Source organism: Polaribacter atrinae (assembly GCF_038023995.1).
Classification (GTDB): Bacteria; Bacteroidota; Bacteroidia; order Flavobacteriales; family Flavobacteriaceae; genus Polaribacter; species Polaribacter atrinae.
The window spans coordinates 320,845-340,223 of the sequence record NZ_CP150660.1 but is presented as its reverse complement, the minus strand read 5'-3'; the positions used below and the strand labels follow the sequence as shown (position 1 = coordinate 340,223).

The 19,379-nt window shown below is 31.7% G+C and carries 19 protein-coding genes, 1 pseudogene and 1 riboswitch; of the genes and pseudogenes, 6 read left to right on the top strand and 14 right to left on the bottom strand.

Annotated elements, in window-relative coordinates; translation table 11 throughout:
• Nucleotides 1–6: 6 nt before the first annotated feature.
• From thiH to WG945_RS01490, 9 genes are all read right to left on the bottom strand, one after another.
• Nucleotides 7–1,116, bottom strand: coding sequence for a 2-iminoacetate synthase ThiH (gene thiH, locus WG945_RS01530; RefSeq protein WP_068449816.1), 1,110 nt, complete (start codon nt 1,114–1,116; stop codon nt 7–9).
• Between the two features lie 4 nt (nt 1,117–1,120).
• The gene (locus WG945_RS01525; protein WP_068449815.1) at nt 1,121–1,891 is read right to left on the bottom strand and encodes a thiazole synthase; all 771 of its coding nucleotides are present in this window, start codon (nt 1,889–1,891) and stop codon (nt 1,121–1,123) included.
• Nucleotides 1,892–1,996: 105 nt separating this feature from the next.
• On the bottom strand, nt 1,997–2,602 hold the full coding sequence (gene thiE, locus WG945_RS01520; RefSeq protein ID WP_068449814.1) for a thiamine phosphate synthase: 606 nt from the start codon (nt 2,600–2,602) through the stop codon (nt 1,997–1,999).
• Nucleotides 2,599–3,363 carry a hydroxymethylpyrimidine/phosphomethylpyrimidine kinase gene (locus WG945_RS01515; RefSeq protein WP_068449813.1) on the bottom strand — a complete coding sequence of 255 codons (765 nt, stop codon included), beginning with the start codon at nt 3,361–3,363 and terminating at the stop codon, nt 2,599–2,601. The genes thiE and WG945_RS01515 overlap by 4 nt, the downstream gene beginning before the upstream one ends.
• 546 nt (nt 3,364–3,909) lie before the next feature.
• A complete protein-coding gene (locus WG945_RS01510) occupies nt 3,910–4,506 on the bottom strand; it encodes a thiamine phosphate synthase (RefSeq protein ID WP_068449812.1) in 597 nt (198 codons plus the stop codon).
• Nucleotides 4,507–4,684: 178 nt separating this feature from the next.
• A complete protein-coding gene (gene thiC / locus WG945_RS01505) occupies nt 4,685–6,544 on the bottom strand; it encodes a phosphomethylpyrimidine synthase ThiC (protein WP_068449811.1) in 1,860 nt (619 codons plus the stop codon).
• A 48-nt stretch (nt 6,545–6,592) separates the two neighbouring features.
• The gene (gene thiS / locus WG945_RS01500; protein WP_068449831.1) at nt 6,593–6,796 is read right to left on the bottom strand and encodes a sulfur carrier protein ThiS; all 204 of its coding nucleotides are present in this window, start codon (nt 6,794–6,796) and stop codon (nt 6,593–6,595) included.
• 48 nt (nt 6,797–6,844) lie between these two features.
• Nucleotides 6,845–6,939, bottom strand: a riboswitch (TPP riboswitch).
• Between the two features lie 77 nt (nt 6,940–7,016).
• Nucleotides 7,017–7,319: an LETM1 domain-containing protein gene (locus tag WG945_RS01495; RefSeq protein ID WP_068449810.1), complete on the bottom strand. Its 303-nt coding sequence runs from the start codon at nt 7,317–7,319 to the stop codon at nt 7,017–7,019.
• Nucleotides 7,319–8,482: a proline dehydrogenase family protein gene (locus tag WG945_RS01490; protein ID WP_068449809.1), complete on the bottom strand. Its 1,164-nt coding sequence runs from the start codon at nt 8,480–8,482 to the stop codon at nt 7,319–7,321. Before WG945_RS01490 ends, WG945_RS01495 begins: the two co-directional genes overlap by 1 nt.
• Before the next feature lie 89 nt (nt 8,483–8,571).
• On the opposite strand from WG945_RS01490, the gene aroB reads away from it, so the two are divergent.
• Nucleotides 8,572–9,630, top strand: a complete 1,059-nt coding sequence (aroB, locus tag WG945_RS01485; protein ID WP_068449808.1) for a 3-dehydroquinate synthase — start codon at nt 8,572–8,574, stop codon at nt 9,628–9,630.
• A 90-nt stretch (nt 9,631–9,720) separates the two neighbouring features.
• Here the strand turns inward: aroB and WG945_RS01480 are convergent, their stop codons facing one another.
• The 5 genes from WG945_RS01480 to WG945_RS01460 form a co-directional block, all read right to left on the bottom strand.
• Nucleotides 9,721–11,364 (bottom strand): outer membrane beta-barrel family protein, encoded by a 1,644-nt coding sequence (locus WG945_RS01480; protein ID WP_231874643.1) that lies wholly within the window; start codon nt 11,362–11,364, stop codon nt 9,721–9,723.
• 132 nt (nt 11,365–11,496) lie between these two features.
• Nucleotides 11,497–11,850: a TonB-dependent receptor plug domain-containing protein gene (locus WG945_RS01475; RefSeq protein WP_231874648.1), complete on the bottom strand. Its 354-nt coding sequence runs from the start codon at nt 11,848–11,850 to the stop codon at nt 11,497–11,499.
• A gap of 81 nt (nt 11,851–11,931) precedes the next feature.
• A complete protein-coding gene (locus WG945_RS01470) occupies nt 11,932–12,237 on the bottom strand; it encodes a carboxypeptidase-like regulatory domain-containing protein (RefSeq protein ID WP_231874642.1) in 306 nt (101 codons plus the stop codon).
• A 184-nt stretch (nt 12,238–12,421) separates the two neighbouring features.
• Nucleotides 12,422–13,243, bottom strand: coding sequence for an AraC family transcriptional regulator (locus tag WG945_RS01465; RefSeq protein ID WP_068449807.1), 822 nt, complete (start codon nt 13,241–13,243; stop codon nt 12,422–12,424).
• Between the two features lie 73 nt (nt 13,244–13,316).
• Entirely contained in the window at nt 13,317–13,769 is a 453-nt protein-coding gene (locus WG945_RS01460; RefSeq protein ID WP_068449806.1) for a cold-shock protein, read from the bottom strand.
• A 273-nt stretch (nt 13,770–14,042) separates the two neighbouring features.
• Here WG945_RS01460 and WG945_RS01455 point away from each other — a divergent pair, with 273 nt between their 5' ends.
• The 5 genes and pseudogenes from WG945_RS01455 to WG945_RS01435 all read left to right on the top strand — a co-directional run bounded on the left by WG945_RS01455 (nt 14,043) and on the right by WG945_RS01435 (nt 19,367).
• Nucleotides 14,043–15,071 (top strand): hypothetical protein, encoded by a 1,029-nt coding sequence (locus WG945_RS01455; RefSeq protein WP_068449805.1) that lies wholly within the window; start codon nt 14,043–14,045, stop codon nt 15,069–15,071.
• Nucleotides 15,072–15,246: 175 nt separating this feature from the next.
• Entirely contained in the window at nt 15,247–15,918 is a 672-nt protein-coding gene (locus WG945_RS01450; protein WP_068449804.1) for a TetR/AcrR family transcriptional regulator, read from the top strand.
• Nucleotides 15,919–15,920: 2 nt separating this feature from the next.
• A complete protein-coding gene (locus WG945_RS01445) occupies nt 15,921–17,585 on the top strand; it encodes a peptidase domain-containing ABC transporter (protein ID WP_068449803.1) in 1,665 nt (554 codons plus the stop codon).
• Nucleotides 17,586–17,591: 6 nt separating this feature from the next.
• A pseudogene (locus tag WG945_RS01440) lies at nt 17,592–18,944 on the top strand (HlyD family secretion protein).
• Nucleotides 18,945–18,971: 27 nt separating this feature from the next.
• Complete coding sequence (locus WG945_RS01435; RefSeq protein WP_317039185.1) at nt 18,972–19,367, top strand: hypothetical protein; 396 nt, start codon at nt 18,972–18,974, stop codon at nt 19,365–19,367.
• Nucleotides 19,368–19,379 lie beyond the last annotated feature (12 nt).

Sequence of the window (19,379 nt, the reverse complement as noted above, 5' to 3'; positions counted from 1 at the left end):
AATTGATTACTTAAAATGTTCCCAATCCTTCCAAACTACTTCTAAATCTTGATTTTTTAACATTTGCACAATATCTTCTGTACTTCTTTCGTCTGAAATTTCAAATTGTTCTAGAGATTGTGGTTCTACAGAATATCCCCCCGGATTTGTTTTCGATTCTGCACTAATAGAGGTAATTCCTAAATTAACAATATGATTTCTAAACACTTCACTTTCTCGGGTAGACATTGATAATTCTATATCTTCATCAAACAAGCGAAACGCACAAATAAGTTGCACTAAGTCTGAATCTGTCATTTCCACTTTTGGTTCTAATCCGCCAGAATGCGGACGTAATCTTGGAAAAGAAATCGAATACTTAGTTTTCCAATACGTTTTTTGCAAATATTTTAAATGCAAAGCGGTAAAAAAACTATCCGCTCTCCAATCTTCTAATCCGAATAAAGAACCCAAACCAATTTTATGAACTCCTGCTTTTCCTAAACGATCTGGCGTATCTAAACGATAATCGAAATTAGATTTTTTTCCCTTCGGATGGTGTTTTTTATACTCGTCTCTGTGATACGTTTCTTGATACACCAAAACAGCATACAATCCGTTTTCTACCAAAAGCTCATATTCGTCTTGGTCTAAAGGTTGAACTTCTATGGTAATATTCGAAAATTGAGAACGAATGATTTGAATAGCATTTTTAATATATTCAACTCCTACCTTTTTATTTGCTTCTCCTGTAACCAACAAAATATGATCGTATCCTTTCGCTTTTAAAAAGGCAACTTCCTTTAAAATTTCTGCATCTGTTAAAGTTCGCCTTGGAATTTTGTTGGTCATACTAAAACCGCAATACGTACAAATATTCTGGCATTCGTTACTCAAATACATTGGCACATACATTTGCATAGTATTACCAAAACGCTTCTTTGTCAACAACTGACTTTTATGTGCCATTTCTTCTAAAAATGGTTTTGCAGCAGGAGAAATTAAGGCTTTAAAATCTTCTAAATCTAGTTTGTCTTTTAACAAAGCTTGTTTTACCTCAACAGCTGTTTTATCAAAAATACTTTTTAGACTAAAATCCCAATTATAGGTATCGAAAAGTTCTTTAAAATGACTCATATTTTTAATTTAAAAAACTCGTTAACGGACTACTTGCAATTGCCATTTCACTTCTCGGAGCCAATTTTGCTTCAAACGCCATTCTACCTGCTTCCACTGCCATTTTAAAGGCTTTTGCCATCGCAACAGGGTTTTTAGAAACAGCAATTGCCGTATTTACCAAAACAGCATCTGCGCCTAATTCCATTGCATACGCAGCATGAGATGGCGCACCAATACCGGCATCTACAATTACAGGTACGTTAGATTGTTCTATAATAATATCTAAAAAATCAACTGTTTTTAATCCTTTATTACTACCAATTGGTGCCCCCAAAGGCATTACACATTGCACACCAACTTCTTCTAGTCGTTTACATAAAACAGGATCTGCATGAATATAAGGCATAACTACAAAACCTAATTTCACCAATTCTTCTGCAGCTTTAAGCGTTTCTATAGGATCTGGCAATAAGTATCTTGGGTCTGGATGAATTTCTAATTTTACCCAATTGGTTTCTAAAGCTTCTCTAGACAATTCTGCTGCAAAAACAGCTTCTTTTGCGGTTCTAACTCCAGAGGTATTTGGTAATAAGTTGATATGCTGATGGTTTAAATGTGATAAAATATCATCTTCCTCGTTCTGAACATCTACCCTTTTTAAAGCCACTGTAATCAACTCACTTTCGGAAGCTAACAATGCTTCTTTCATTAATTTTGATGAACTAAACTTTCCTGTTCCTGTAAATAAACGAGAAGTAAATTCTTTGTCTGCTATTTTTAATTTTTGACTCATTTTATATGTTTTTTTAGATTCGACATCAGGTTGAACGAAATTTAATTTTAGTTGAATCCCCTATCACTAATACTTAAACTCCGCTCTAGTTGACATCTCTCTTTTTCAATTTAAAATTTCTTGAAATTCAGCAATACTAGTTACATCTTTTGTGATGGCTCCAGAAATTGCAATTCCGTAAATACCTGTATTTGTAATTTTTGCAACATCTTTTAAAGCAATTCCTCCAATAGCAATAATTGGAGTTTCAGTTTTTAGTTCTTCTAATAATTTTTGATATCCTTCGACACCTAAAACCGGACTTAAATTCTTTTTTGTTTCGGTAAATTGATAAGGGCCTAGACCTATATAATCTACTTTTTTATCTAATAAACTTCTGCAATCTTCTAATGTATTTGCTGTTCCTCCAATAATGTAAGACGCTCCTAAAAAGTCACGAACTTTTAGAGGGCATTCATCTGTTTTTCCTAAATGAACGCCGTCTGCTTTTATCTCTTTTACAACGGTGTAATGATCGTTTATAATTAATTTGGCTTTAAAGCGGGTTGTTATTTCTCTTGCTTCTTTTGCCGTTTCTAAAATAGTTTTAGCATCACTATTTTTTAAACGTAATTGCACCCAATCTGCACCAGAACCACACGCTTTTTGTATGTTTTCTAAATGTTCTTTGGGCGTTTCTCCTTGCGATATATAATGTAATTTATGAATCATTCGTTTTGATAATTATGCGTTCCTAATAAAGAATCGTTAGAACTTAAAAACTGTTCTGTGTACAATTTTGTGTTTCTACAAGCGTCTTTTAAAGGAATCTCTTTTGATAAATTTGCCGCTAATGCAGCGGATAAAACACAACCACTGCCATGTTTTTCAAAAATGGGTTTTGTTGTTATTGGCGGAATATTGAGTTTTACTATTTTACTGTAATACACCTCGTCCCAACCTTTTTTATCGGTTCTATGTCCGCCTTTTAGATAAATATTTGTTTTTTCTGATATAAATTCGATGGTTTCTTCAATGCTTTTATCGGGAAACAATGCTTTTATCTCATCGTAATTTGGGGTGATAAATGCACAGTTTTCTAATACTTTTTCGAAAGTGTCTAAATCTTGAATAGTATGAAATGTAAAACCTGCACTTGCTTTTAAAATAGGATCTAAGACTATTTTTATATCCGGATGTAACTTTTTTAGAGTCAGAATGACTTCTAATAAAACTTTCCAAGATTGAATAATTCCTATTTTTACAACAGGAATTGAAAAGCGTTTAAAAAGTTGTTGTATCTGACTTAATATGACTTTTTTTTTTATCCAAACACAATCTGTAAATTTTACATCACTCTGAACCGTAACAGCCGTACACACCGATAACCCGTATAGATGATGCGCCTCAAATGTTTTGATATCTGACGTGATTCCTGCTCCGCTTGATGGATCTAAACCTGCAATGGTGAGTATGTAGTTTTTAGTTTTCAAACTTCTTATTTTATTTTTTACTTCTTTAAATAATGGCGTTCCCTTTTAGGTCAGGCTTTCACTACTCGCTTTTTTTAGGTTTGTTCTCGATACATTTTTATTTCGCTCTCACTTTATAAAAACACTAAAACTAACAAACGTTCAACTCCAATTAACTGTCATTGCGAGGACGAAGGACGTGGCAATCTATATTTAATACACCTTCCAAATTCTTCAATCTAAATGACTTTTAATTTATTTAGTTCTCAACTGCGCTCGAACTGACAATTCTATTTTTGTTCCGTTACCAATTCATAAAAACACTCGAACTGACAAACGTTCAATTCCAATTAACTGTCGTTGCGAGAACGAAGGACGTGGCAATCTATATTTAATACATCTTCCAAATTCTTCAATCTAAATGACTTTTAATTTATTTAGTTCTCGACTGCGCTCGAACTGACAATTGTATTCTTGTTCTAATAATAATTTAATATCAGGAATATGTTCTCGATACATTTTTATTCCGTTATCACTGCATAAAAACACTCGAACTGACAGGGAAAATTAAACTAACGAATAATACTTATCTTTTATACTTTTAAAACTCTCTACTGGGTTTTCTGCATTCCAAACGCCACCTAAAACACCAATTCCTTTAAAACCTAGTTGTAAAGTTTCTTGTATGGTTTCAGAATTTATTCCGCCCATACCAACAATGGTTTTATTGATATCATTTACATCAAAACCTTTGCCTTCGTACCCTTCTTTAGAAATCGATGAAAAAACCGGACTTAATAAATGGTAATCGAACTCGAAATAACAATCCTTTAAAACTTTTGGCTCATGAAAAGAAGAACTAATTGTTTTACCATACATGTTTAACGTTTTAAAGTACTCACTCGGATTATCGATATAATCTATGCGTTTTTGCTCTTGAAAATGAATGCCTTTTAAATTAAAATCATTTATTAATTCATGATGATAATGCACTACAATTCTGTTGTGGTATTCTTTATCTATTTGATTTAAATACGTAACGTGTTCTTCGTAGTTTTTTTCTGGTTTTCTAAAATGATAAAAACGCAAACCATTTTCGAATAACTGGTTTAGTATGTCAATTTCATTAGGAATATCTTTTTCTGGTGCAATAAGAACTATCATAGTGTTTTTAGTTTTGATTTTAAAAGATAAGATTACTTCGTCGTTCCTCCTTGTAATGACGGTTGCTTGGTTTTTGAGTTAGGGATTGCAGTGGCATCCTTTTGCCTTTTTGAGGCAAAAGATATAACGGAAAGCCCGACCACGCTTTTTTTCTAAGCGTGGGAACTTCCTAATGATATTATAAATACACTTCTGATCCTTTTTCTTTAAACTCTTTCGATTTTTCTTCGAAACCTTTTGCAATTACTTCATTATTTACAATGTCGTTTTCGGCAGCAAAGTCTCTAACCTCCTGAGAAATTTTCATAGAACAGAATTTCGGTCCGCACATAGAACAGAAATGCGCCACTTTTGCTCCGTCTGCAGGCAAGGTTTCATCATGGTATTCTAAAGCTCGTTCTGGATCTAATCCTAAATTGAATTGATCGTGCCAACGGAACTCAAAACGCGCCATACTTAAGGCGTTATCTCTATGCTGAGAACCTGGATGCCCTTTTGCCAAATCTGCTGCATGCGCCGCCAATTTATAAGTTACAACACCCACACGAACGTCTTCTTTATTAGGCAAACCTAAGTGTTCTTTTGGCGTGACGTAACACAACATGGCACAACCAAACCAACCAATCATAGCGGCTCCAATTCCGGATGTTATATGATCGTAACCTGGAGCAATATCTGTTGTTAAAGGACCTAAAGTATAAAAAGGAGCTTCGTCACAAACCTCAATTTGTTTCTCCATATTTTCTTTAATCATGTGCATTGGCACGTGACCTGGACCTTCTATAAAACACTGAACTTCGTGCTTACGAGCAATTTGAGTTAACTCACCTAAAGTTTCTAATTCGGCAAACTGCGCTTCGTCATTGGCATCTGCTACAGAACCCGGACGTAATCCATCACCTAAAGAAAAGGCAACATCGTATTGTTTTAAAATCTCACAAATATCTTCGAAATGTGTGTATAAAAAGCTTTCTTTATGATGCGCCAAACACCATTTTGCCATGATAGAACCACCACGAGAAACAATACCGGTAACACGTTTTGCGGTCATGGGTACGTAACGTAACAAAACACCTGCGTGAATGGTAAAATAATCGACACCTTGTTCTGCTTGCTCAATTAACGTATCACGGAAAATTTCCCATGTTAAGTCTTCTGCAACACCGTTTACCTTTTCTAAGGCTTGATAAATTGGCACGGTACCAATTGGCACTGGAGAATTACGAACAATCCACTCGCGCGTTTCATGAATATTTTCCCCTGTAGATAAATCCATAATATTATCTGCTCCCCAACGACAAGCCCAAACTGCTTTTTCTACTTCTTCTTCGATAGATGAAGTTACGGCAGAGTTACCAATATTTGCATTGATCTTAACCAAGAAATTTCTACCTAAAATCATAGGTTCTGCTTCTGGGTGATTGATGTTTGAAGGAATTACCGCACGACCTCTCGCTACTTCTGAACGTACAAATTCGGCTGTAATTTTATCTGGAATAGAAGCGCCAAAGTGCTCGCCTTTGTGCTGCTTTCTAATCTCTGTCATTTCATCTATTCGTTGGTTTTCTCGAATAGCGATGTATTCCATTTCTGGAGTAATAATCCCTTTTTTAGCGTAGTGTAATTGGGTAACGTTTTGTCCTTTTTTTGCTCTTAAAGGCTTCTTTAATAAGAAAAAACGCATGTGGTCTAAACTTTTATCGTTTAAACGCTCGTTGCAATAATCCGAAGAAAAACCTTCTAATTGCTCTACGTTGTTTCGATCTAAAATCCATTGTTCACGAATTCTTTCTATTCCTGCATGGATATTAATTTCTTTTTTAGGATCTGTGTAAGGCCCAGAAGTATCATATACAGTTACAGGTTCATTTGGCGTTTTCTTTTTCGTCATAGAATCTGTAGTATCGCTTAATGCAATTTCTCGCATTGCGACTTTAATCTGTGGATGAATTTTACCTGATACATACACTTTTGTAGAATTAGGAAACGGATGTCTTGTAATTCCGTCTTGCTTTGGTGCGGTGTCTTTGCTCTTCATAATTATAGTTAGATCAATTAAATAGTTTGTTTTTTTAATGTTTAACTATTAACCACCTTGTGTGGATTTAATAATTAAAACTTCATCACTATTTTGAAGTAACCGTAAAGACCAATCGCTTTTTTTTACTACACTGCCATTTATAGCAACAGCAATTCCGTTCGTCTTTATTTCTAAAAAACGAATTAATTCTGTTAACGCTAAAGTTTCTGAAAATTGATGATTTTCTTGGTTTACTTTTATAGTAATCATATTTTTTAAATATTTACCGTAAACCGTAGAGAGGTAGTTTTGTATAACTAAATCTAAGCAACTTTTTCCTACGTTGGTATTAACCAAATCAGGTTCTAAGGATTTTTCTCAAACTAATTTAATAGCTACTCCTAAAGTTTACTTTACAAATGTATTGTATTATTTAAAGATAAAAGAAGTTTTTAACTTTAATTCTAAAAGATTTTATAAACACAATTAATTAAGCCTGTTTTTTATCATTTGGCAAATCATCTTTAAATGCAGAAGGTAAAATATCTGGAATCAATTTTATTAAAAGCGGTAACAACAATGCTCCTCCAGGTAATAAAAAGACCGCCAATGCGGGTATTGCTTTGCAAATATCTAGTAACTGTATTTTAATTTTCTCTTTTTCTACCGGTGATAAATTAGTATGAGTAGCTTTCTTAATTAAAAAAACAGCTTCTTTACTTTGTCTTAATTCTTGAGCAAGCCTAAGCTTATTTCTATAAATTAATAATTTTATTTCTTCGATGCTCGTCATTATAATTTTCTTCTCTTTCTTTCTGTTTTTAACAGATTTAACTCTCTACTTGTTTGTCCGGAAACCGATGTATTTTCTTCTGCCCTTCTAATTAAATAAGGCATTACATCTCTTACAGGACCAAAAGGAAGGTACTTTGCCACATTATAACCTTGGTTGGCTAAATTGTAACTAATATGATCGCTCATACCGAATAACTGTCCAAACCAAAGACGGTTATCGTTTTCTTTAATCTCATATTTTTTAGCTAAATCCATTAACAAATAAGAGCTATCTTCATTGTGTGTCCCTGCAAATAAGGCCATTCTTGAGTTATCCATCATGTATTTAATACACGTATCATAATTGAGGTCAGTAGCTTGTTTGTCTTTACATATAGGAGATGGATATCCTTTTTCTTCGGCTCTTTCTCGTTCCTTCTCCATATAAGCACCTCTAACGACTTTCATACCAATATGAAATCCTTTTAGTTTTGCTTTTTCATGCAACGCTTTTAGATAGTCCATTCTGTCGTGTTTATACATTTGTAATGTATTAAAAACGATGGCTTTTTCTTTATTATAAGTCTCCATTAGCTCTTCTATCAATTCGTCTGCAGCTTTTTGCATCCAGCTTTCTTCTGCATCAATTAATAAAGGAACATCTTTTTGAAGCGCTAATTTACACACTTTATGAAAACGTGCTACCACCCTATTCCACTCTTCTTTTTCTTCTGTTGTTAACTCTTTTTCTTCGGATATTTTTTGAAACAATCCAAAACGACCAAAACCAGAAGGCTTAAAAACCGCATAAGGAATCGATTCCTTTTCTTCGCAGAAGTTAAGAATTTTTAAGATCTTTTCTAAAGCTCCATCAAAACTTACTTCTTTGTCTTGCCCTTCTACAGAATAATCTAAAACACTATGTACATTACCGTTATTGTACATATTATCTATAATTGGCAAACAATCATCTTCTGTTACACCTCCACAAAAATGGTCGAAAACCGTAGAACGTATAAGCCCTTCTACCGGCAAATGTACTTTTAAAGCAAAATTAGTAACCGCACTACCAATTCTTACCATTGGTTCGTTTTGTATCATCTTAAATAAAAAATAAGCGCGTTCTAATTGAGAATCTGACTTTAAAGCAAAAGCAACTTCTGTGTTATCAAAAAGTTTCATACTATATCGTTTTAGTAAAAACAAATATAACTATAGAATGGTAATAATTGAATATTTTATTTTTAATTTGCACTCTTATTAATTTATCTATGAAATCTATCAAAGCAGTAACATATCCAGTTCATTTTCAAGACAAAGCATACAAAGAGCTTTCTAATTTAATTACAACAAATAACTATTCTACACTCTTTATTTTGGTTGATGAGAATACGATGGAACATTGTTACCCTAAATTTATACCAAATTTAGAAACAGACAAACGTATCGAAGTCATAGAAATTGAGTCTGGAGAAATCAATAAAAACCTAGAAACTTGTAGTGGTGTTTGGAATGCAATTACCGAATTAGGTGGCGATAGAAAAAGTTTAGTTATTACTTTAGGTGGTGGTGTAATTACAGATTTAGGTGGTTTTGTAGCTTCTTGTTTTAAACGCGGAATTGACTTTGTAAACATTCCAACTACTTTATTATCTATGGTAGATGCTTCTGTTGGAGGAAAAACAGGAGTTGATTTAGGTGTCTTAAAAAATCAGATTGGTTTGTTTGCAAATCCAGAAATGGTGATTGTTGATACTGATTATTTAACGACTGTTACAGACAGAGAAATTAAATCTGGTATTGCAGAAATACTAAAATACGGTATTACTTACGACCTTAAACTTTTTAATGAGATAAAACACAATAAAGACCTGGATATAAATAGTTTAATATATAGATCTATTGAAATAAAAAACGAGGTTGTTTTACAAGATCCTAAAGAACAAAGCTTGCGTAAAGTTTTAAACTTCGGACATACATTAGGGCATGCAATTGAGTCTTTTTACCTAGAGTCTGAAGAAAAACAAAACCTTACTCATGGTGAAGCAATTGCTATTGGGATGGTTTGTGAGTGTTTTATGTCTGCTAAATTATTAGGTTTCCCTACAGAAAAAGTGAATGAAGTTAAAGAAGTTGTTTTGTCTATTTACAATAAAACACATCTTTTAAAACAAGACTTTTCTGCGATTATGGAATTATTAAAACACGATAAAAAAAACATAAACGGACAAGTAAATTTTGTTTTATTAAACGATTACCAAGATTACAAATTAGATTGTAAAGTTCCTGAAGAATTAATTGTTGAAAGTATGGAGTTTTATAATCTATAATTCTTTGATCAATTAAGACAAAATATAGATCATAAAAAAAATCCCCTTACAGAATTTGTAAGGGGATTTTTTATTGTTGAAAGTAATTTATTAAAACTCCTTCTTCCCAAATTCACTATCAATAAATTTCGATTTATCTTTAGCTGCATTAAACGTATAAGAAAGGTTTAAAGAAACCATATCTACCTCGTACACATAATTTGTAGTGGTATAAAACTCATTAGGTCTAGATGTTGTAATACGTTGCTCATTGGTATTAAATAAACCCATATCTATATTTTGCCATTGCAAAGTAGCTGTCAATCTATCATCCATAAACTTTTTTCTAAACGTTAAGTTTGGCGAGTAAAAACGAGAATCTGATCCCATAGCAGTATTTCTATCTGATAGATAATTAAAAGTGAATTGCACAGATGCATTTTCCCAGAAATTATACGTAGAATTTAAGTTAAAAGAATAAATAGTTGATTTAGAATCTATCGTATAATTTCTATCAACTCCATCTCTGTGCTTAAAATTTAAAACACCATCAATAGCATAATTATACACATTAGCACCAATAGAATTCGTCCAGTTTTGAGTTGGCTTAATCGTTGCTCCAACTTCTAAACCAATTGCATTACTTTTACCAACATTAGAGTATACTCTATTAATAATACTATCTAAAACAGCGCCATTAGATTCGTATGCTAAAGTATTTACACGATTAATTACATTATCTACATGTCTAAAATAAGCAGTTGCATATATTGCGTTTCCACCTTTTAAATTTTTAGTAATCCCTAATTCTACCAAATCTATAAACTCTGGTAATAAAGTATTGTCCCCTTGTTCAAAAACCTCAGAATGCTCACGCTCTGCAAAACTATTCATCTTAAACGTAGTGGTTCTTTCTACTCTTTTACTATACGCTGTTTTTATATTCGTATTCTCATTGACTTTATACTGTAAAGATGCAGACGGAAATAACTTAACAAAATCGTAGTTATAAGTATTTTCTAAAACCTCACTCTGTAAAGCCTCTTTATACACTCTATCCATAGACTCTAAACGAACTCCAGCAGCATACTCCCATTTACTTTTAGAATCGGTTACTTGTGCATACCCAGAATGAATGGTTCTTTTAAGGCTAACATCACTAGAAAACTCAGGAACCAAAAGACCATCTCTTTCATACACAAACTTACCTGTATGGTCTAAATCTCTAAATTGATATCCTGTTTCTAAAGTACCAAAAGAAAAAGGTTTCCATTGATAGTCTAAGTTAAAACGTGTTCCGTATAAAGGATTGTCATTGGTGTTGTATTCTTGTTGATATACAATAGTATTATCAGGATGCCCTAAATTATCATTCTCTGTAGGTCCTCCTAAAAAAGTATATTCATATAAAATTGATGTAGAAATTTTAGAATTATTATCAAACTTATGTGCATAATCAAAACTACCTAAAGCAAAATCTCCTTTTCTAATTCTTAAATTATGGTTGTAATATGCAAATGTATAATCTCTATCATTACCACCAATTGGAGAAATTGAATGATTGTCATAATATACAATATCTGCTAAACGTTCTTTTGTACGTTTTCCTGCAAAAAATCCTATAGAATATGTATTAGATTTATTTGGAGTATAATCTACATTAAAACGTCCGTTATAAGTAATTTCATCAAAACTACGCTCTCCATCCGAAGGTAAAAAAGTTGTTTTGTTTTCTAAGGCATTCACTATAAACATTTCTCCTTCTCTTCTACCTGTTTTATCATTTCTTTGATAACTAGCACCTACAGAAATATTCCAATTGTCGGTTCTTTTATTTACAGTTGCATCAATTCCATATCTCTCTGCAGCTACCTTTGTGTCATATTCTTATATCGAAGGAAATCCACCACGTACATTTACTTGCGCAAACGTTCCGTTAATAGCTGCTTTTTTAGTGATGATGTTTAAGATTCCACCTTTTCCTTCCGGATCATATTTTGCAGAAGGTGCCGTAATTAACTCAACACTTTCTAAAGCATTTGCAGGTAATTGCGCTAAAATGGTACTTGCATCACCTTGTGTTGGTTTTCCGTTGATTAAAACTGTAAAACCTTTACTTCCTCTTACGCTGATATCTCCTAAACCATCTACAGTAATAGAAGGTAAATTTTTAACAACATCTACGGCATTTCCACCAACTGTACTTTGGTATTTCTTAGTATTAAAAACCTGTCTGTCTATTTTATGAACAACAGTACTTTTTTCTGATTTTACAACAACTTCGTTTAATTGATTACCAGAACCTAAAATTAATTTTATCGTTCAAAGATCTTTTTTCTCGTTTCTATTTTCGTAAACAAAAGAAGCTATTGTATGTACTTTATACCCTAAAAAAGAAGCTTCTAAATAGTAACTCCCCGGTTTTATTGAAGCAATAGAAAACGTTCCGTTACTATCTGTAACAACACCTGTTACAAGTGTTTTATTATTGGTTTCATACAGCGCTACGGTTGCATATTCTAACGGGTAATTATCCTCAGCATCTATAACTTTACCTGTTAACTGCGCAGTTGCCATCTGACTGATAATTAGTGTCAGTAGCAAAAAGGTCCATTTTTTTAAGTTCATTGAAATACGTTTTTCTAAGTTAAGTTGGTTAAATTATTATATTAAGCGGTTAGACTATAAGTATAAAAAAGATATATAGATTTTTTTTACAGACATAAAGAAAATTTAAAAGCATCCATTTTAACTTCTGACAAAAATACTTCAGAATTTAGTTTTAAAATGGTCTATTTGAAAATTTTATGGTCTAAATAGTTTTCTTTAATTTCTTAAACTGTTTAGGTGTTTCACCTGTGTAGCGCTTAAAATATTTTGTAAAATGAGAAGAGTCTTTAAAACCTAAACTATAAGCAACATCACTAATTGTTTCATTGGTATACAACAAGCGTCTTTGAACTTCTTTTATAATATGATCTGCAATTATATCTGAAGCAGATTTGCCATATTCTTTTCTACAAATTGCATTTAAATTTTGAGGAGTTGTATTCAGGTGTTCTGCATAAAAATTTACATTATTTTTTAATCTGCGAGACAAAACATCTGTAAAAAGCAATACTAAATCTGTACTTTCTACCTTATTTAGAGGAGCGTAATCTACTAATTTAGAAAATAAAGCTTTCAATCCGCCTTCAACGGCTTCTCTATTTATAACATCTTGTTGCTTTTCCCACACCAATGATTTAAAAAGAGCTTTTAAAGAAGCATCCTTTTTAGTTGTTTTTATTTTTGAAGTATGCTGCAGTTTTAACAACTGGTGATTGATAAACTTATCTAACGTTTTTTGTAGAAAAGCTTCTTTTATAATAATTACATACCCTTTTGGCTTGGTGGTAATTTCCCAATGATGTACTTCATCTTTTTTAATGACAAAAACGGTAGATGGTTTTATTTTGTAACTCTTTAAATCTACGTGATGAAAACCAGTACCTTTTATAAAAAAGACAATTTCTAAATATTTATTGTGCTTATGTGGTTTTGTATAACGCTTGGTTACATCAAACTTCTCTATCTTAATATCATTGTATTCAGATATTTTATTATAAGTATCAATCTTATTATTGATCAACATAATTCTTAATAAATTGTAAAAAAAAAATCCTTCTATACAGAAGGATTCATTTTTTTGTTATGTTAGTAAAGCCTTAGACTTTCTTAACCTTAACTGCATTCATACCACGCATTCCTCTCTCTAATTCGAAAGAAACTTTATCGTTTTCTGCAATTTCATCTATTAAACCACTTACGTGTGTAAAATATTTTTCGTTATTTTCTAAGTCTATAATAAAACCAAAACCTTTAGAAGAATCAAAGAAAGAAACTTTTCCTTTTCTTACAGGATCTTCTTCTGGTAAATCTTCTTTTTTGGTTACTGAAATCTGAATGTCTTCCAATTCATATTCTACTTTCAATTCTGGATCCGGCGGAGTATCTGTTAAGTTTCCATTATGATCCACATAAGCAAATTGGATACCTGTTGATCCATTTTCATCTTTCTCCGCTTTTCTAGCGTCCATTTTCTTTTGCTTATCTAAACGTTTTTTTAAACGTTTTTTTTCTTTTTCACTTTTACTAAAGGTTTGCTGCGATTTTGCCATTAAAAATATAAGAGTTTTTTAAATTAATATTTCTGAAAAGATAAAATACCTAACTGGAAATTCGAAATCAAACTAATGCTAACTAGTGTATTTAGAGGAGTGTATTTTTTCTTATGCCTGCAAAGATACGATAAATTTAAAAGTTTTCAAAATTGATAGACATTTAACATTTTTTTTTATAAAAAATAAAATTTAATAAAAAAAATGGATTTTCATAAAACCAACAGTGCTACTTCTACGTATATACCTCTGAAAACTAAAATTTATTAAATTATGAAAACAATCAAAACCCTTGCAATTCTGTGTGTAGCCGCTATTGGTCTATCATCTTGCTCAAACAATGATAACGAAGTTACAACGTTATTAAGCACCAACCTTTTATTTACATCTAATAATTCTGATGGAAATGTAAACATCTACAATGTAAACAACCTAAATGCAGTAACTAAGTCTACATTAACAACCTCTTCTACCGCTGCAGATGGTATTTATTATAATGGAGATGAAGATTTAGTAGTACAATCTTCTAGAAGTACCTTTGGGCTAGAAGGCTATACAGGTATAACTGCAAGTACCTCTATTATTTCTACCAATATAACTGCAAATGTAACAGGAAGCTTAGACATGGCAAGCCCAAGAGAATTGGCTGTAAATGAAAATTTCTATGTAGTAGCAGATAATGCTGATGCAGATGGTAATACAGACACAAAAGATGGAAAACTTTTTATCTACACTAAAAACGGAGATCAATTTACATTAAGAAATACAATTACAACAAACTTTAAACTTTGGGGTATTATATTTATTGGCAATGATCTTTATGCAATTGCAGATACCACAAATGAATTAGCTGTTTTTTCTAATTTTTTAAACAACACTTCTACAACAACAGTAGACGCTACTAAACAAATTGCTATCGAAGGAATTGTAAGAACACACGGACTAACATACGATGCTGCTACAGACACAATGGTTCTAACAGATATTGGAGATGCTGCTAACGGACAAGATGATGGTGGTTTTCAAGTAATAGAAAACTTTACCAGTAAATTTAGTGGTACAACTAACGAAAGTACCTTAGCAATTACAGAACAAACAAGAGTTTCTGGTACAAATACATTAATGGGGAATCCTGTAGATGTTGCTTATGATGGTGAAACTAAAACAGTTTTTATTGCTGAAGCTGGTAATGGCGGAGGAAGAATTCTTGCTTTTAACAATATTAACAGTGGCGGGAATTTAACTCCTGTTTACAATAGTGATTTAGCCGCTGCTTCTGCAGTATTTTTATATAAGAACTAAAAAAAATAAGTATTCAAGCTTTTTTAGTTGAGTGTTTAATGTTAGCCTTCCGTTTTACGGAAGGTTTTTTCATGAAATATATGTAAGTTTTTATATGTTAAAAAAACGCAAACAAATAGTAAAATACACTTTAATAATAGTATTACTATTATATTTGTATTGTAAAATATAAATTATGAAAAACTTATTGTCTGTGTTAAAGATCTCTGTACCAGATAAAATATTTATCAAAGATCCAGAAACCTCTGTTTTAGGAAAAAAAATCATAGAACACGGTATTCTTTTGATCGATGAAATTGGTTTTAAAGCTTTTACTTTTAAAAAATTAGGCGCAAAAATAAGCTCTAACGAAAGTTCTATTTACAGATATTTTGAGAGCAAACATAAATTACTTTTATATCTTTCCTCTTGGTATTGGGCATGGATAGAATATCAATTGGTTATTGAAACTTTTAGTATTTCTAACTCTGATGAAAAATTAGAAAAAGCGATAGATGTAGTAACAAGAACCGCTAAAGAAGATGATAATTTTTCACATATAAACAAATCACTTTTGTATAAAATAATTATCAATGAGAGTTCAAAGTCCTTTTTAACCAAAGAAGTAGATTCTGATAATAAAGAGGGATATTTTGAGGTCTACAAAAGAGTAATCACTAGAATAAGTAACATGATACTAGAGGTAAATAAAAAATATCCGTTTGCACTAAGTTTGGCAAGTACCATTGTAGTAGGCAGCTTACATCAACATTATCTTAAAGATCATTTCCCTGTAATTACAAACTATAAAACAGCAGAAACACCTACTCATTTTTTTATTCATTTAGTTAAAGCTACAATCAAATAAATATGGAAAGTAAACAATTAACCCCGTGGCAAAGATTTGTTGGAGTTTTAAAATTAGAGAAAAGAGACATCTTACAAATATTTTACTACGCGGTCTTTGGTGGTCTTGTAGCACTATCTCTCCCTTTAGGAATACAAGCAATTATAAACTTAATTCAAGGTGCACAACTCTCCACTTCTTGGATTGTTTTAGTTATTCTAGTAACCATTGGTGTCATTTTTTCGGGCGCACTGCAATTAATGCAGTTACGAATTATAGAAACCATACAGCAAAGAATTTTTACAAGAGCTTCTTTTGAGTTGAGTTATCGTTTTCCTAAAATAAAAATGAATGAGCTTCGCAATGATTATCCACCAGAACTAGCCAATCGTTTTTTTGATACTTTAACCATTCAGAAAGGATTGTCTAAAATATTAATAGATGTACCAACCGCATTATTGCAAATTATATTTGCATTGATTTTACTATCATTTTATCACCCATTTTTTATCGTTTTTGGTATTCTTTTATTGCTTTTAATTTATATCGTATTTAAGTTTACTGCTCAAAAAGGATTAGAAACTAGTCTTATAGAATCTAAAAAGAAATACAAAGTAGCACATTGGATACAAGAAGTTGCAAGAGCTTTAGTTAGTTTTAAATTATCTGGTAACACTAATTTAGCACTTCAAAAAAATGATGATTTGGTTAGTAATTATCTAGAAGCAAGAGAAAATCATTTTAAAATATTGATGCTCCAATTTATTCAAATGATAGGCTTTAAAGTAATTGTAACTGCAAGTTTACTGTTAATTGGTGGTGCTTTAGTTTTAAATCAAGAAATGAATATTGGGCAATTTGTAGCCGCAGAAATTATTATTCTTTTAGTGATACAATCTGTAGAAAAACTAATTATAGGTTTAGAGTCTTTTTATGACGTGCTAACATCCATAGAAAAAATAGGACAAGTTGTAGATAAAGAATTAGAAGCTCAAGAAGGAGACAAACCGTTATTTAAAGATGGTTTAACCGTAGAGCTAGAAGGTGTTTCTTTTGGTGTCGAAAATAGAGAGAAACACATTATAAAGAATGTTTCTTTTACTCTAAACCCTAAAAGTAGAATTTTAATTATGGGAGAAAGTGGTGCCGGAAAATCTACATTATTACATTTAATAGCAGGTATTATAGAACCAATTTCTGGAAATATATACATCAACAACCTATCTTTAAGTAGCTTACACCTAAACCATTATCGATCTCAACTTGGCTTATCACTATCAGATGAAACTCCATTTGAAGGTAGCATCAAAAATAATTTAGTTTTTGGTAATAAAGAAATTAAAGATGAAACTATTTATGAAGCTTTAGAAATTGTTGGTCTAACACAATTTTTAAAAGAACAACCTAAGGGATTAGAAACTGTTTTATACCCAGAAGGAAAGCAAATGTCTTACACAATTGCAAAAAAATTGATTTTAGCTAGAGCAATTATCAAGAAACCTAAAATAATGATTTTAGAAGACCCTTTAGATCAATTTAATTTAGAAGAAACTGTACGCATTATTAATTATTTAACAGATGCCAAAAGACCATGGGCTTTAATTGTAGCTAGCAGTAAAAAGAGTTGGAGAACTCAATCTAAGGAAACAATTATATTAGAAAAAGGTGAAATTAAATCAATAAATTAAGGAGCAATGTTAAACATATCTAACAACCAAGTACACAAAAATGTGGATTTAAATGATTTTAAATCGGGTAAAATTATTTTCACAAAAGAGTACTACAAAGCTTTTAACAAATTTCTTTTGGTTTTTGCTTGTATCGCCCTTGTAGCCCTCTTTTTACCCTGGACACAAAATATATCTGGTCAAGGATTAGTAACCACACTAACTCCTAACCAAAGACCACAAACCATTCAATCTCAAATTCCTGGAAGAATTGAAGAATGGTTTGTAACTGAAGGAGATTTTGTAAAAAATGGAGATACTATTTTAAGAATTTCTGAAGTAAAAAGCGATTATTTTGACCAACGTTTAATTGAAAGAACAAGCGATCAAATTAATGCATAAACGTCTTCCGTAGATGCATATCAAGGAAAAGTAGCTGCTTTACAAAGACAAGTAAATGCTTTAAAACAAGAGCAACGCCTAAAAATAGCTCAAACAAAAAATAAATTACTGCAATCTAAATTAAAAGTAAAAAGTGATAGTATTGATTTTGAAGCAGCCAAAACAAATACCTTAATTGCAGAAAAACAATACAATCGTACACAAACCTTACAAAGTGAAGGCTTAAAAGCTGTGAAAGATGTAGAAGAGAAAAGGTTAAAATTACAAGCTACACAAGCAAAATTAATTTCTCAAGAAAATAAATTATTAGCAAGTAGAAATAATATTTTAAATGCACAACTAGAGCTTTCTCGAATAAACGCGACGTACACCGATAAAATTTCTAAATCACAAAGTGATATGTACACAGCACAATCTAGTGGTTTTGATGCAGAAGCACAAGTTTCTAAATTAGAAAATAGCCAAAGCAACTACAGCGTTAGAAATAGTTTATTATACATTACTGCACCACAAAATGGATATATAAACAAAGCTATTAAAGGCGGAATTGGAGGAACGTTTAAAGAAGGAGAAGACTTGGTAGGTATTATGCCGGAGAAATATGATTTAGCAGTAGAAACTTTTGTGAGACCAATTGATTTACCGCTATTACACATTGGTGATAAAATGCGTGTTCAGTTTGATGGTTGGCCTGCAATTGTATTTAGTGGTTGGCCTAATGCTTCTTACGGAACCTATGGTGCCACTGTTATTGCTATCGAAAACTTTATAAGTACCAATGGTAAATACAGAGTTTTAATTGCACCAGATACTACAGATTATAATTGGCCTGAAGGTATTAGAATCGGCTCTGGCGCAAAAACAATTGCACTTTTAGAAGACGTACCTATTTATTTTGAAATGTGGAGACAACTTAACAGCTTCCCTCCTAACTACTATCAGCCAGAAGGAACAAAAAATGATACAAAGAAAAAATAATATCAATTTTATTATTGAAATATAAATATGAAAAAATATCTTTTAATATTCCTTTTATCATTTACATCAACATATTTTGCACAAGAAAAGGTAGCCTCTGTAATGACACTATCCGAATACTTAAGCTACGTAAAGAACTATCATCCTATTGTAAAACAAGCAAATCTTGTTATTAATGAAAGTGAAGCAAAATTACTAAAAGCTAGAGGTGCTTTCGACCCTAAAATTGAAGTAGATTTTAATAAAAAACAGTTTAAAGAAAAAGAATATTATAATAAACTAAATGCGGCTTTTAAAATTCCTACTTATTACGGAATTGAATTTAAAGCCAATTTTGAAAATAATGATGGTTATTACTTAAATCCAGAAAATACGGTTCCAGAAGATGGTTTGTATAGTGCAGGTGTTTCTGTTTCTTTATGAAACGGATTGCTT

Coding starts and splice junctions, on each gene's coding strand:
- thiH (WP_068449816.1), bottom strand. CDS start 1,116: ATGAGTCATTTTAAAGAACTTTTCGATACCTATAATTGGGATTTTAGT.
- WG945_RS01525 (WP_068449815.1), bottom strand. CDS start 1,891: ATGAGTCAAAAATTAAAAATAGCAGACAAAGAATTTACTTCTCGTTTA.
- thiE (WP_068449814.1), bottom strand. CDS start 2,602: ATGATTCATAAATTACATTATATATCGCAAGGAGAAACGCCCAAAGAA.
- WG945_RS01510 (WP_068449812.1), bottom strand. CDS start 4,506: ATGATAGTTCTTATTGCACCAGAAAAAGATATTCCTAATGAAATTGAC.
- thiC (WP_068449811.1), bottom strand. CDS start 6,544: ATGAAGAGCAAAGACACCGCACCAAAGCAAGACGGAATTACAAGACAT.
- thiS (WP_068449831.1), bottom strand. CDS start 6,796: ATGATTACTATAAAAGTAAACCAAGAAAATCATCAATTTTCAGAAACT.
- WG945_RS01495 (WP_068449810.1), bottom strand. CDS start 7,319: ATGACGAGCATCGAAGAAATAAAATTATTAATTTATAGAAATAAGCTT.
- WG945_RS01490 (WP_068449809.1), bottom strand. CDS start 8,482: ATGAAACTTTTTGATAACACAGAAGTTGCTTTTGCTTTAAAGTCAGAT.
- aroB (WP_068449808.1), top strand. CDS start 8,572: ATGAAATCTATCAAAGCAGTAACATATCCAGTTCATTTTCAAGACAAA.
- WG945_RS01480 (WP_231874643.1), bottom strand. CDS start 11,364: ATGTTTATAGTGAATGCCTTAGAAAACAAAACAACTTTTTTACCTTCG.
- WG945_RS01470 (WP_231874642.1), bottom strand. CDS start 12,237: ATGAACTTAAAAAAATGGACCTTTTTGCTACTGACACTAATTATCAGT.
- WG945_RS01465 (WP_068449807.1), bottom strand. CDS start 13,243: ATGTTGATCAATAATAAGATTGATACTTATAATAAAATATCTGAATAC.
- WG945_RS01460 (WP_068449806.1), bottom strand. CDS start 13,769: ATGGCAAAATCGCAGCAAACCTTTAGTAAAAGTGAAAAAGAAAAAAAA.
- WG945_RS01455 (WP_068449805.1), top strand. CDS start 14,043: ATGAAAACAATCAAAACCCTTGCAATTCTGTGTGTAGCCGCTATTGGT.
- WG945_RS01450 (WP_068449804.1), top strand. CDS start 15,247: ATGAAAAACTTATTGTCTGTGTTAAAGATCTCTGTACCAGATAAAATA.
- WG945_RS01445 (WP_068449803.1), top strand. CDS start 15,921: ATGGAAAGTAAACAATTAACCCCGTGGCAAAGATTTGTTGGAGTTTTA.
- WG945_RS01435 (WP_317039185.1), top strand. CDS start 18,972: ATGAAAAAATATCTTTTAATATTCCTTTTATCATTTACATCAACATAT.